Origin of the sequence: Pseudomonas sp. PDM28, from assembly GCF_019219115.1 — a bacterium.
GTDB lineage: Bacteria > Pseudomonadota > Gammaproteobacteria > Pseudomonadales > Pseudomonadaceae > Aquipseudomonas > Aquipseudomonas laurylsulfatiphila.
Map to the genome: position 1 here is coordinate 16,899 of NZ_JAHUWG010000018.1, position 12,221 is coordinate 29,119.

Below are 12,221 nucleotides of genomic sequence, written 5' to 3' on the forward strand. Positions count from 1 at the left end.
GAGCGGGCTTGCCCGCGAAGGCCGCGCCGCGGTCACCCTGAATAGTTACTGAAGCCTATAACAACAGATTCTCGTGGAGCCTCGCTGATGAAATCCTATGAAGTCAATTTTGACGGTCTAGTGGGGCCGACCCATAACTACGGCGGCCTGTCCTACGGCAACGTCGCGTCCCAGAGCAACAGCCAGCAGTCTTCCAACCCCAAGGAAGCGGCGCTGCAGGGCCTGGCGAAGATGAAAGCGCTGATGGAAATGGGTTTCCAGCAAGGCGTGCTGGCACCGCAAGAGCGCCCGGATGTGGCCGCACTGCGTCGCCTGGGCTTTGGCGGCACCGACGCTCAAGTGATCGAGCGCGCTGCCAAAGATGCGATGCCGCTGCTGGTAGCCAGTTGCTCGGCCTCGAGCATGTGGGTGGCCAACGCCGCCACCGTCAGCCCGAGCGCCGACACCGCTGACGGCCGTGTGCATTTCACCGCTGCCAACCTCAACTGCAAATATCACCGCAGCATCGAACACCCGACCACCAGTCGTGTGCTGGGTGCGATGTTCGCTGACCAGAAACACTTCGCCCACCATGCCGCTTTGCCGGCCGTGGCGCAGTTCGGTGACGAAGGGGCGGCCAACCACACGCGTTTCTGCCGTGAATACGGCGAAGCCGGCGTCGAGTTCTTCGTGTTCGGCCGCAGCGCGTTCGACACCCGCTACCCGGCTCCGCAGAAGTACCCGGCGCGCCAGACCCTCGAAGCGTCCCAGGCTGTTGCCCGTCTGCACGGCTTGAGCGATGACGGCGTGGTCTACGCCCAGCAGAACCCGTCGGTGATCGATCAGGGCGTGTTCCACAACGACGTGATCGCCGTGGGTAATGGCGAGGTGCTGTTCTATCACGAGGACGCGTTCCTCGAGACCGAGAAGATGCTGGCCGAGCTGCAGAGCAAACTCGCCAAGGTCGGTGGGAAATTTCAGTCAGTCTGCGTACCGCGTTCCGCAGTCAGTGTGGAAGACGCGGTTCGTTCCTACTTGTTCAATAGTCAACTGCTGTCGCGTCCTGACGGCTCCATGCTGTTGATCGTGCCGGAAGAATGCCGTGGCAACGAGCGTGTCTGGCAATACTTGCAGGGTTTGACCAGCTCCGGCGGGCTGATCCGCGAAGTGAAAGTCTTCGATCTCAAGCAGAGCATGCAGAACGGCGGTGGCCCGGCTTGCCTGCGGTTGCGCGTCGCACTCAACGAAACCGAACTGGCGGCCGTCAACCCAGGGGTTATCATGACGGCACCGTTGTACGGCACACTGACCGAATGGGTCGAGAAGCACTACCGCGACCGCATGACCGAAAACGATCTGGCGGACCCGCAATTGTTGCTTGAGTGCCGGACGGCACTGGATGAACTGACGCAAATCCTTAAACTGGGCGCGGTTTATCCATTCCAGATCAATTGATCGACGACGCGCTGCCCCGGATGGCAGCGCGTCGCTTCATCTCAAACGAGAGCGTAAAGACATGAGCGATACCCTGCAGCTGATCCTTGAAGACACCGACGGCACGCAACTGGAGACTTCCTGCACCCGCGTCGCGGTCCTGTGGCAAGGCAAAGAGCTGTGGATCCAGCAGGACGGCCGTGGCCAGTTGCTGATCGGCGTGGACGTCGAAGAAGGCGATGCCGAATACGCCAACCTGCTGCTGCGCCCATTGGCGACTAATCTGGTAAGTCTGCAACTGGAGATGGAACCGGCTGACCTCACCGACGAGGACCACGTTCACGGCCCGGACTGCAACCACGATCACTAAGGAAACCGCTCTATGCTCGCCCTCGGCAAACTGCTTGAACTGACCCTCGCCGGCCGCGAACCGGCGGAGAAGACTCAACTGACTGTCGAAGGCGTGCGCATGCGCTGGTTGAGCGAAGGTGCGCTGGAAGTCCGGCCACCTGAAGCGCGTGACAATGGCCTGGACCTGCTGCTGTCGGCGGGGATCCACGGCAACGAAACAGCGCCGATCGAGTTGCTCGATCGCCTGTTGCACGACATTGCCCGCGGCGATCTGAAGCCGCGCGCACGTATTCTGTTCCTGTTCGGCAACCCCGAAGCGATTCGCAAAGGCGAGCGTTTCGTCGAGCAGGACGTCAATCGGCTGTTCAACGGCCGTCACGAACAAAGCAGCGGCTCCGAAGCCCTGCGCGCCTGCGAGCTGGAGCGTTTGGCGGCCAGCTTCTTCAGCCTGCCGGACCGTCAGCGCTTGCACTACGACCTGCACACGGCGATTCGTGGCTCGAAAATCGAGCAGTTCGCCTTGTACCCGTGGAAAGAAGACCGCCAGCATTCCCGCCAGGAACTGGCGCGCCTGCGTGCCGCCGGCATGGAAGCGGTGTTGCTGCAGAACAAACCGTCCATCGTGTTCAGCGCCTACACCTACGACAAGCTCGGTGCCGAGGCCTTCACCCTGGAGTTGGGCAAGGCGCGGCCGTTCGGGCAGAACGCCGGGGTCGACGTCTCGCTGCTGGAGGCGCGCCTCAAGCAGATCATCGAAGGCACCGAGCCGGAACTGACTGAAGCGGCACTGGACGGTTTGCAGTTGTACAGCGTGGCACGGGAAATCATCAAGCACAGCGACAGTTTCCGCCTGAACCTGCCGGCGGACGTCGAGAACTTCTCGGAGCTGGAAGTGGGTTACCTGCTGGCGGAAGACATTGCCAACACCCGCTGGATCATCGAGGAGGAGGGCGCCCGGATCATCTTCCCGAACCCCAGGGTGAAGAATGGCTTGCGTGCCGGCATCCTGGTGGTGCCGACGACCGACGAAAACCTCGCCTGACCCGACCTGGATCCCTGTAGGAGCGAGCTTGCTCGCGATGAACCCGAAAACGCCGCGGGGTGCCAGGCTTCCCGCGTTATCGTTGACGACCATCGCGAGCAAGCTCGCTCCTACAGGGGATTGCGGTGTTAGACGGCTACCGCACGCGGTTCACTGCGGCGCAGCGCACGGATTTTCATCAGCGTATCCGCACAGGTCTTCGCCGCTTCCTGGCCTTTATGCACGAAATGCTCGAAGAAGAACTTCTGGTGCTCTTCGCCGGCATGGAAGTGGTGCGGGGTCAGGGACACCGAGAACACCGGCACTTCGGTTTCCAGTTGAACCTGCATCAGGCCGCTGACCACAGACTGGGCGACGAACTCGTGACGGTAGATCCCGCCGTCCACCACCAGGGCGGCCGCGACGATGCCGGCATAACGACCGGTCTTGGCCAGCAACTTGGCGTGCAGGGGCATTTCGAAGGCACCGCCGACTTCGAAGAAGTCGATGTCGGATTCCTGATAACCCTGGGCAATCATTTCGGCGAGGAAACCTTTACGGCTCTGATCGACGATTTCCTTGTGCCAGCAGGCCTGGATGAACGCAACGCGCTCGCCGTGATGGTGTTTGCTTTTGCTGTCAATTGCGGTGGGTTGCATGTTCTGACTCCTGTTTGTGTGAAAAACAGGGCGTTATGAATCGAAGGGGATCTGAGGGTACGCAGGCTCGCACGAATGCTGGCGGTCGGCCCTCTGGTGTCAATCCCGTTCTCTCTTCATCCGGACTATGACCGTCGGCCCCGGGATCACACCGGGTCTGCTGACCTTGCTGTCAGTCACCGCCGAAGCCGTGCTGCCATCAAGCGCTCGCGGGCTATGCGCATTGCGCGCAATTACCGCCGGTGGGGAGTTGCACCCCGCCCTGAGAACGTTTTTGCCGCCGGAATGTTTGGCGGCGCAGCGTTTTTATCACATATTTCTGATATGCGCATGACCCCTTTTGGATGATTGTCATCGACTTTTCCGTTGTTTTAATCGGCCTTTTCCTACGCAAGGGTTGATTAATCGTCGCCATGCCCGCAGTAATTCTTTCCTGAAAGGGATTTCCCCTGCTTACCGAGGCCAGATTCATGAGCGTTATCGATCTTCGCAGCGACACCGTCACCCAACCTTGCGCCGGCATGCTGGACGCGATGGCCAACGCCGTCACCGGCGACGACGTGTATGGCGAAGATCCGACGGTCAATCAGCTGGAGGCCGAACTGGCCAAACGCCTGGGGTTTGCCGCGGCGCTGTTCGTGCCGACCGGGACCATGAGCAATCTGCTGGGGTTGATGGCCCATTGCGAGCGCGGTGACGAATACATCGTCGGCCAGCAGGCCCACACCTATAAGTACGAAGGTGGCGGCGCAGCGGTGCTCGGCTCGATCCAGCCGCAGCCGCTGGAAGTGCAGGCCGATGGCTCGCTGGACCTGGCACAGGTCGCGGCGGCGATCAAACCGGACGACTTCCACTTCGCCCGCACCCGCTTGCTGGCGCTGGAAAACACCATGCAGGGCAAGGTTCTGCCGCTGGACTACCTGGCCCGGGCGCGCAGTTTTACCCGCGAGCAGGGTTTGCAGCTGCACCTGGACGGCGCACGCCTGTACAACGCGGCAGTGAAGCTGGGTGTGGATGCCCGAGAAATCACCCGGTATTTCGATTCGGTCTCGGTGTGCCTGTCCAAAGGCCTGGGCGCACCGGTCGGTTCGGTGTTGTGCGGCTCGGTCGAGCTGATCGGCAAGGCGCGGCGCCTGCGCAAGATGGTCGGCGGTGGCATGCGTCAGGCAGGTATTCTGGCGGCGGCGGGCCTGTATGCGCTGGATCACAACGTTCAGCGCCTGGCCGATGACCATGCCAACGCGCAGTTGCTGGCCGAAGGCCTGCGTGCGGCGGGCTTCGAGGTCGAGCCGGTGCAGACCAATATGGTATATGTGCAAATGGGCGACCAGGCCGAAGCGCTCAAGGCCTTTGCCGCCGAGCGCGGGATCAAGCTCAGTGCGGCCGCGCGTCTGCGCATGGTCACGCACATGGACGTCAACCGTGGGCAAATCGAGCAAGTCGTCGCGACATTCGTCGACTTTTCGCGCAAGTGATAGCGTTAGCGCTCCAATTGACCGTTTCTATCGTATAAACACGCTGTACCCCGCGCGCAGGGCCGATATAATGCGGCCCTTTGCCGTCGCTTCGTCTGTTGACGTTTCGAACAGGCCTTTGGCCGCAGCCTCCGTGGAAGAACCTAATGAAAAGCGCAGAAATCCGTGAAGCCTTCCTTCGCTTCTTCGAAGAGCAAGGCCACACCCGTGTAGCCTCCAGCTCTTTGATTCCGGGCAACGACCCAACCCTGCTGTTCACCAACGCGGGGATGAACCAGTTCAAGGACTGCTTCCTGGGCCAGGAAAAACGCGCGTACACCCGCGCGGTCAGCAGCCAGAAATGCGTGCGCGCCGGCGGCAAGCACAACGACCTGGAAAACGTCGGTTATACCGCTCGTCACCACACCTTCTTCGAAATGCTGGGTAACTTCAGCTTTGGCGATTATTTCAAGCGTGATGCCATCAGCTACGCCTGGAACTTCCTGACTTCCGACAAGTGGCTGAACCTGCCGAAGGAAAAGCTCTGGGTCACCGTCTACGCCAGCGATGACGAGGCGTACGACATCTGGACCAAGGAAATCGGCGTTCCGGCCGAGCGCATGGTGCGCATCGGCGACAACAAGGGCGCGCCGTACGCTTCCGACAACTTCTGGACCATGGGCGATACCGGCCCGTGCGGTCCTTGCACCGAGATTTTCTACGATCACGGCGCCGACATCTGGGGCGGCCCACCGGGTTCGCCGGAAGAAGACGGCGACCGTTACATCGAGATCTGGAACAACGTGTTCATGCAGTTCAACCGCACCGCCGATGGCGTGTTGCACCCGCTGCCAGCGCCGTCGGTGGACACCGGCATGGGTCTGGAGCGGATCAGTGCCGTGCTGCAGCACGTTCACTCGAACTATGAAATCGACCTGTTCCAGAGCCTGCTGAGCGCGTCGGCCAAGGCCATCGGCTGCACCAACGACGCCCAGGCTTCGCTGAAAGTCGTGGCTGACCACATCCGTTCCTGCGGTTTCCTGATCGCCGACGGCGTGCTGCCGTCCAACGAAGGCCGCGGCTACGTGCTGCGCCGGATCATCCGTCGCGCCTGCCGTCACGGTAACAAGCTGGGCGCCAAGGGCAGCTTCTTCTACCAGATCGTCGCGGCCCTGGTCGCCGAGATGGGCGAGGCCTTCCCTGAGCTGAAATCCCAGCAGGCACACATCGAGCGCGTGCTGAAGGCCGAAGAAGAGCAATTCGCCAAGACCCTGGAGCAGGGTCTGAAGATCCTCGAGCAGGATCTGGCTGAACTCAAAGGCGACGTGGTGCCGGGCGACGTGGTGTTCAAACTCTACGACACCTACGGTTTCCCGATGGACCTGACCGGTGACATCGCTCGCGAGCGCAGCCTGACCATCGACGAAGAAGGTTTCGAGCGTGAGATGGAGGCCCAGCGCGTCCGTGCCCGTTCCGCCAGTTCCTTCGGCATGGACTACAACAGCCTGGTCAAGGTCGATGTGGACACCGAGTTCACCGGTTACACCGCTCACAGCGGTTCTGCCAAAATCGTTGCTCTCTATAAGGACGGGCAATCGGTTGACGTACTGAGCGAAGGCGAAGAGGGCGTGATCGTCCTCGATCAGACGCCGTTCTATGCGGAGTCCGGTGGCCAGATCGGTGATTGCGGCTTCCTGCAGGCGGGTGCTGCGCGTTTCGACGTGCGCGACACCACCAAGACCGGTGGTGCGTTCCTGCACCACGGCGTGCTGGATTCGGGCAGCCTGATCGTAGGTACTCCGGTGGAGACTCATGTCGATGCCGAAGTGCGTCACGCGACTTCGCTGAACCACTCGGCGACTCACTTGCTGCACGCCGCATTGCGCCAGGTACTGGGCGACCACGTCCAGCAGAAAGGTTCGTTGGTCGACAGTCAGCGCCTGCGCTTTGACTTCAGCCACTTTGAAGCGATCAAGCCTGAGCAACTGAAAGCGCTGGAAGAAATCGTCAACGCCGAGATTCGCAAGAATTCCGAGGTTGAAACCGAAGAAACCGATATCGAAACCGCCAAGCAGAAAGGCGCCATGGCGCTGTTCGGCGAGAAGTACGGCGATAGCGTGCGCGTACTGAGCATGGGGGATTTCTCCGTCGAACTGTGCGGCGGTATCCACGCCAACCGTACCGGCGACATCGGCCTGCTGAAAATCATCAGCGAAGGCGGTGTGGCATCGGGTGTGCGTCGTATTGAAGCCGTCACCGGTGCTGCGGCACTGGCTTACTTGAACGCGGCGGAAGAACAACTCAAGGAAGCGGCGAGCCTGGTCAAGGGCAGCCGCGACAACCTGATCGACAAGCTGTCGGCTGTGCTGGAGCGCAACCGTCTGCTGGAGAAGCAACTCGAGCAGTTGCAAGCCAAGGCTGCCAGTGCCGCGGGCGACGATCTGTCGGCCCAGGCGCAGGACGTCAAGGGTGTGAAAGTGCTGGCCGTGCGTCTGGACGGTCAGGATGGCAAGGCGCTGCTGGCGCTGGTCGATCAACTGAAAAACAAACTCGGCCGCGCAGTGATCCTGCTCGGCAGTGTCCATGAGGAAAAGGTCGTTCTGGTTGCAGGCGTAACCAAAGACCTGACTGGCCAACTCAAAGCCGGTGATTTGATGAAGCAAGCCGCTGCGGCAGTGGGCGGGAAGGGCGGTGGTCGTCCAGACATGGCGCAAGGCGGCGGTACCGACGCTGGCGCACTGGATGCGGCACTGGCGCTGACCGTTCCGTTTGTAGAGCAGGGTCTATAAGGCAGTGCTTGCGGCTCGTAGTCTAGTGGCGGGCCGCAACGCTGTTTGAGTGATTATTTGGGCGCCCTTCATGGGCAGAGGCGGCTTTGAAATGGCTTTGATCGTACAGAAATTTGGAGGCACCTCGGTCGGCACTGTCGAGAGAATCGAGCAGGTCGCCGACAAGGTTAAGAAATTCCGCGATGCCGGCGATGACCTGGTGGTTGTGCTGTCTGCAATGAGCGGCGAAACCAACCGTCTGATCGATCTGGCCAAGCAAATCAGTGGCGACGGCCAACCGGTTCCGCGCGAGCTGGACGTGATCGTCTCCACCGGTGAGCAGGTGACGATTGCCCTGTTGGCCATGGCGCTGATCAAGCGCGGCGTGCCGGCGGTGTCGTACACCGGCAACCAGGTGCGGATTCTGACGGATAGCGCGCACAATAAAGCGCGTATCTTGCAGATTGATGACCAGAAGATTCGCGGTGACCTGAAGGCCGGTCGTGTGGTGGTTGTCGCCGGTTTCCAGGGCGTCGACGAGCACGGCAACATCACCACCCTCGGTCGTGGCGGTTCCGACACCACCGGCGTGGCGCTGGCGGCGGCCCTGAAGGCTGACGAATGCCAGATCTACACCGACGTCGACGGCGTCTACACCACCGACCCGCGTGTGGTGTCCGTGGCCCAGCGCCTGGACAAGATCACCTTCGAAGAGATGCTGGAAATGGCCAGCCTCGGTTCCAAGGTGTTGCAGATCCGCGCGGTCGAGTTCGCCGGCAAGTACAACGTTCCGCTGCGCGTACTGCACAGCTTCAAGGAGGGTCCGGGTACCCTCATTACTATTGATGAAGAGGAAACCATGGAACAGCCGATCATTTCCGGTATCGCTTTCAACCGCGATGAAGCCAAGCTGACCATCCGTGGCGTGCCAGACATCCCGGGTGTTGCCTTCAAGATTCTCGGCCCGATCAGTGCCGCGAACATCGAAGTCGACATGATCGTGCAGAACGTCGCGCACGATAACACCACCGACTTCACCTTCACCGTGCACCGTAACGACTACCAGGCGGCGCAAGCCGTGCTGGAAAAAACCGCTGGCGAACTGGGTGCCCGTGAAGTCGTGGGCGACACCAAGATCGCCAAGGTCTCGATCGTCGGCGTCGGCATGCGCTCTCACGCAGGCGTGGCCAGCCGCATGTTCGAATCCCTGGCCAAGGAAAGCATCAACATCCAGATGATCTCGACCTCGGAAATCAAAGTCTCCGTAGTGATCGAAGAGAAGTACCTGGAACTGGCTGTGCGCGCTCTGCACACGGCTTTCGAACTGGACGCACCGGCCCGCCAGGGCGAGTGATGCGTTTGCCGGAAGGCGCGGTCTGACCGCGCCTTTTGTTTTTTTGAATGGCGTGACCCCCGAGCCTGTTCTTTTGCTCGCGCTAGTCAATACTCAGGCATGTAGGGCTGCGACCGCTCCGGTTGTGGGTCGAGTGCCTTTTTTTTGCAGACTGTTGTCCCTGAAATGAAATGCGTGAGGAGAAAGGTATGCTGATTCTGACTCGTCGGTGTGCAGAAAGCCTGATTATCGGTGATGGCGAAATCACCGTGACCGTACTCGGCGTCAAAGGAAATCAAGTGCGCATCGGTGTTAATGCCCCCAAAGAGGTAGCTGTTCACCGCGAAGAAATTTACCTGCGTATCAAGAAAGAGAAGGACGAAGAACCAAGCCATTAATTTTTATCGTTTTTTATGTTTGCAAACGGGGAAGAAGCTGGTTAATATACGCCCCGTGTTGCGGAGAGCTGGCCGAGTGGCCGAAGGCGCTCCCCTGCTAAGGGAGTACACCTCAAAAGGGTGTCGGGGGTTCGAATCCCCCGTTCTCCGCCATTATTTGCTTAGTACGTTGTAATCTGGCTTTTTCGGTAAGTTGTTGAAATTACTAGAAAAAGTGTTTGACATAGAGATTAGACGGCCTATAATGCGCGGCAACAAATGCACTCGTAGCTCAGCTGGATAGAGTACTCGGCTACGAACCGAGCGGTCACAGGTTCGAATCCTGTCGAGTGCACCATTTAAGAGTCATCTGCAGTAATGTGAGTGACTTGGCTTCAACCAGTTGTGATCTGGTCTAAAAACACAAATTGCACTCGTAGCTCAGCTGGATAGAGTACTCGGCTACGAACCGAGCGGTCACAGGTTCGAATCCTGTCGAGTGCACCATACAACAGAAAGCCCGCATTTATTGCGGGCTTTTTGCCGTCCGGGATTTGGCTTTTCCCTTCTTGCATCCCTTCCCGTCGAATGCCACGCGTGCCTGGCGTCTTGCTGGCTCCTGCTGGTTGAAGATCGCCTCTGTGTGCTCCCGGGCGTCCTGCGTGGCATTCCTTTTCAAGGCTGGCGGCTACAATTTTCGAAGGGGCGTGTGTTTTCTTTTCAGAATACGTCGTCGCACTTTCACTGGTCAGGGCAATGCTCAGGTTTGTTGTGCAAGCGCTTGTTTCAGCCAAGATTTTTTAACGTTTAAAACCGTCAGGCGGTGTATCATTGCGCCCGTCAGCCCCGCCGGGGCTTGTGGAATACCTCCATGGACTTACCCAGTAGTTACTCAGTACCCCGTTTTACCAATCATGAATTGACTGATTGATCCTTCCGGCGTGCCCCGCTGCTGGGAGTGGAGTTCGCCTATGTCCGAAGTTGAAGTAAAGAAAACGCAGGAAAGCTTGCAGGATCGCCTGGCTCAGGTGGTTGAGTTGCTGCAGCGCCAGCGAGTGGTAGAAGACCTGACTCACCGCCAGGAAGGCCCGCATCATGACCGGGTCGAGAACCTGGTCCACCGGCAGAACCTCGTCGAGTTGCAACGCAAGCTCGATGACCTGCACTCCGCCGACGTCGCCTACATCCTTGAAGCCTTGCCGCTGGACGATCGTCTGACGCTCTGGCAATTGGTCAAGGCCGATCGCGACGGCGACATCCTGCTTGAAGTATCCGATTCGGTTCGTGAATCGCTGATCGCCGACATGGATGATCACGAGCTCCTGGCAGCCGCCAAGGACATGGATGCCGACGAACTCGCTGACCTGGCCTCCGAGCTGCCGCGAGACGTCGTCCATGAGCTCATGGAGACCCTCGACCAGCAACAACGTGAACGTGTGCGTTCGGCACTGTCCTACGATGAGGAGCAGGTCGGTGCGTTGATGGACTTCGAGATGGTGACCATCCGCGAGGATGTCAGCCTTGAAGTGGTCCTGCGTTATCTGCGTCGTCTGAAAGAGCTGCCGGGCCACACCGACAAGCTGTTCGTGGTCGATTACGACGGCGTCCTCAAGGGCGTGTTGCCGATCAAACGATTGCTGGTCAACGATCCGGACAAACAGGTTTCCGAGGTGATGGCCAGCGATCCGGTGAGTTTCCACCCGGACGAAGACGCCTACGATGCCGCCCAGGCGTTCGAGCGTTACGACTTGATCTCTGCGCCCGTGGTCGACAAGAACGGCAAGCTGATCGGCCGTCTGACCATCGATGAAATGGTCGACCTGATCCGTGAAGAGAGCGAAAGCGAAGTTCTCAACATGGCGGGTCTGCGAGAAGAAGAAGACATTTTTGCGTCGGTCTGGAAATCCCTGCGCAACCGCTGGGCCTGGCTGGCGATCAACCTGATTACCGCGTTCGTGGCTTCCCGGGTCATCGGCTTGTTCGAGGGTTCGATCGAGAAGCTCGTGGCGCTGGCGGCGTTGATGCCGATCGTGGCGGGGATCGGTGGTAACTCGGGCAACCAGACCATCACCATGATTGTTCGGGCCATGGCGCTGGACCAGGTGAGCACCGGCAATACCTCGCGCCTGATGCGCAAGGAATTGGCGGTAGCCTTGATCAACGGCGTGATATGGGGCGGGGTGATCGGCGTGGTCGCCTATCTGCTGTATGGCAGCTGGTCGCTCGGCGTGGTGATGACCGCCGCGATGACGCTCAACCTGTTGCTGGCGGCATTGATGGGGGTCTTGATTCCGATGACCCTGGCGAAGATGGGCCGCGATCCGGCGATGGGTGCCAGCGTGATGATTACGGCCATGACCGACAGCGGAGGCTTTTTCATCTTCCTCGGGCTGGCGACAATTTTCCTGCTCTGATGTCCTGTTCACTGAAAACCCGCCTTCTGGCGGGTTTTTTGTGCCCGGGTGAAACTGTAGGAATCAGCCTGCTGGCGATGGACTCCAGTACGCTGCGTTTATCCAGTTTGCCCGCGTTATCGTTAACGACCATCGCTGGCAAGCCAGCTCCCACAAGGGGCCGTGCCCACACTGAAACTGTAGGAATCAGCCTGCTGGCGATGGACTCAAGTACGCTGCGTTTATCCAGTTTGCCCGCGTTATCGTTAACGACCATCGCTGGCAAGCCAGCTCCCACAAGGGGCCGTGCCCACACTGAAACTGTAGGAATCAGCCTGCTGGCGATGGACTCAAGTACGCTGCGTTTATCCAGTTTGCCCGCGTTATCGTTAACGACCATCGCTGGCAAGCCAGCTCCCACAAGGGGCCGTGCCCACACTGAAACTGTAGGA

General features: G+C 59.6%; 9 protein-coding genes, 3 tRNA genes and 1 riboswitch. Of the genes, 11 read left to right on the top strand and 1 reads right to left on the bottom strand.

Going from position 1 to position 12,221, the window contains the following annotated elements; all coding sequences use genetic code 11:
* Positions 1 to 87: 87 nt before the first annotated feature.
* From astB to astE, 3 genes are all read left to right on the top strand, one after another.
* On the top strand, positions 88 to 1,434 hold the full coding sequence (astB, locus tag KW841_RS29125; protein WP_007971027.1) for an N-succinylarginine dihydrolase: 1,347 nt from the start codon (positions 88 to 90) through the stop codon (positions 1,432 to 1,434).
* Positions 1,435 to 1,495: 61 nt separating this feature from the next.
* Positions 1,496 to 1,783 carry a topoisomerase II gene (locus KW841_RS29130; RefSeq protein ID WP_103397753.1) on the top strand — a complete coding sequence of 96 codons (288 nt, stop codon included), beginning with the start codon at positions 1,496 to 1,498 and terminating at the stop codon, positions 1,781 to 1,783.
* A gap of 12 nt (positions 1,784 to 1,795) precedes the next feature.
* Positions 1,796 to 2,806 carry a succinylglutamate desuccinylase gene (gene astE, locus KW841_RS29135; RefSeq protein WP_218480718.1) on the top strand — a complete coding sequence of 337 codons (1,011 nt, stop codon included), beginning with the start codon at positions 1,796 to 1,798 and terminating at the stop codon, positions 2,804 to 2,806.
* Between the two features lie 128 nt (positions 2,807 to 2,934).
* On the opposite strand, the gene KW841_RS29140 is transcribed toward astE, so the two are convergent.
* The gene (locus KW841_RS29140; RefSeq protein WP_218480719.1) at positions 2,935 to 3,444 is read right to left on the bottom strand and encodes a 6,7-dimethyl-8-ribityllumazine synthase; all 510 of its coding nucleotides are present in this window, start codon (positions 3,442 to 3,444) and stop codon (positions 2,935 to 2,937) included.
* A 103-nt stretch (positions 3,445 to 3,547) separates the two neighbouring features.
* Positions 3,548 to 3,718, bottom strand: a riboswitch (FMN riboswitch).
* A gap of 196 nt (positions 3,719 to 3,914) precedes the next feature.
* On the opposite strand from KW841_RS29140, the gene ltaE reads away from it, so the two are divergent.
* The 8 genes from ltaE (at position 3,915) to mgtE (ending at position 11,790) form a co-directional block, all read left to right on the top strand.
* Positions 3,915 to 4,919: a low-specificity L-threonine aldolase gene (gene ltaE, locus KW841_RS29145; RefSeq protein WP_218480720.1), complete on the top strand. Its 1,005-nt coding sequence runs from the start codon at positions 3,915 to 3,917 to the stop codon at positions 4,917 to 4,919.
* A gap of 146 nt (positions 4,920 to 5,065) precedes the next feature.
* Positions 5,066 to 7,687: an alanine--tRNA ligase gene (gene alaS / locus KW841_RS29150; RefSeq protein WP_095963655.1), complete on the top strand. Its 2,622-nt coding sequence runs from the start codon at positions 5,066 to 5,068 to the stop codon at positions 7,685 to 7,687.
* A 91-nt stretch (positions 7,688 to 7,778) separates the two neighbouring features.
* A complete protein-coding gene (locus KW841_RS29155) occupies positions 7,779 to 9,020 on the top strand; it encodes an aspartate kinase (RefSeq protein ID WP_007971040.1) in 1,242 nt (413 codons plus the stop codon).
* A gap of 188 nt (positions 9,021 to 9,208) precedes the next feature.
* Positions 9,209 to 9,397: a carbon storage regulator CsrA gene (gene csrA / locus KW841_RS29160; protein WP_002554426.1), complete on the top strand. Its 189-nt coding sequence runs from the start codon at positions 9,209 to 9,211 to the stop codon at positions 9,395 to 9,397.
* A gap of 62 nt (positions 9,398 to 9,459) precedes the next feature.
* Positions 9,460 to 9,550, top strand: a tRNA-Ser gene (locus tag KW841_RS29165).
* A 107-nt stretch (positions 9,551 to 9,657) separates the two neighbouring features.
* Positions 9,658 to 9,734 (top strand) — tRNA-Arg (locus KW841_RS29170).
* Between the two features lie 72 nt (positions 9,735 to 9,806).
* Positions 9,807 to 9,883, top strand: a tRNA-Arg gene (locus KW841_RS29175).
* A 464-nt stretch (positions 9,884 to 10,347) separates the two neighbouring features.
* Entirely contained in the window at positions 10,348 to 11,790 is a 1,443-nt protein-coding gene (mgtE, locus tag KW841_RS29180; protein ID WP_007971042.1) for a magnesium transporter, read from the top strand.
* The last annotated feature ends 431 nt before the right edge of the window (positions 11,791 to 12,221 follow it).

Bases quoted from the DNA above. Each gene is read 5' to 3' on its own strand.
- KW841_RS29140 (WP_218480719.1), bottom strand. From the start codon at position 3,444: ATGCAACCCACCGCAATTGACAGCAAAAGCAAACACCATCACGGCGAG.
- alaS (WP_095963655.1), top strand. From the start codon at position 5,066: ATGAAAAGCGCAGAAATCCGTGAAGCCTTCCTTCGCTTCTTCGAAGAG.
- astB (WP_007971027.1), top strand. From the start codon at position 88: ATGAAATCCTATGAAGTCAATTTTGACGGTCTAGTGGGGCCGACCCAT.
- ltaE (WP_218480720.1), top strand. From the start codon at position 3,915: ATGAGCGTTATCGATCTTCGCAGCGACACCGTCACCCAACCTTGCGCC.
- astE (WP_218480718.1), top strand. From the start codon at position 1,796: ATGCTCGCCCTCGGCAAACTGCTTGAACTGACCCTCGCCGGCCGCGAA.
- KW841_RS29130 (WP_103397753.1), top strand. From the start codon at position 1,496: ATGAGCGATACCCTGCAGCTGATCCTTGAAGACACCGACGGCACGCAA.
- mgtE (WP_007971042.1), top strand. From the start codon at position 10,348: ATGTCCGAAGTTGAAGTAAAGAAAACGCAGGAAAGCTTGCAGGATCGC.
- KW841_RS29155 (WP_007971040.1), top strand. From the start codon at position 7,779: ATGGCTTTGATCGTACAGAAATTTGGAGGCACCTCGGTCGGCACTGTC.
- csrA (WP_002554426.1), top strand. From the start codon at position 9,209: ATGCTGATTCTGACTCGTCGGTGTGCAGAAAGCCTGATTATCGGTGAT.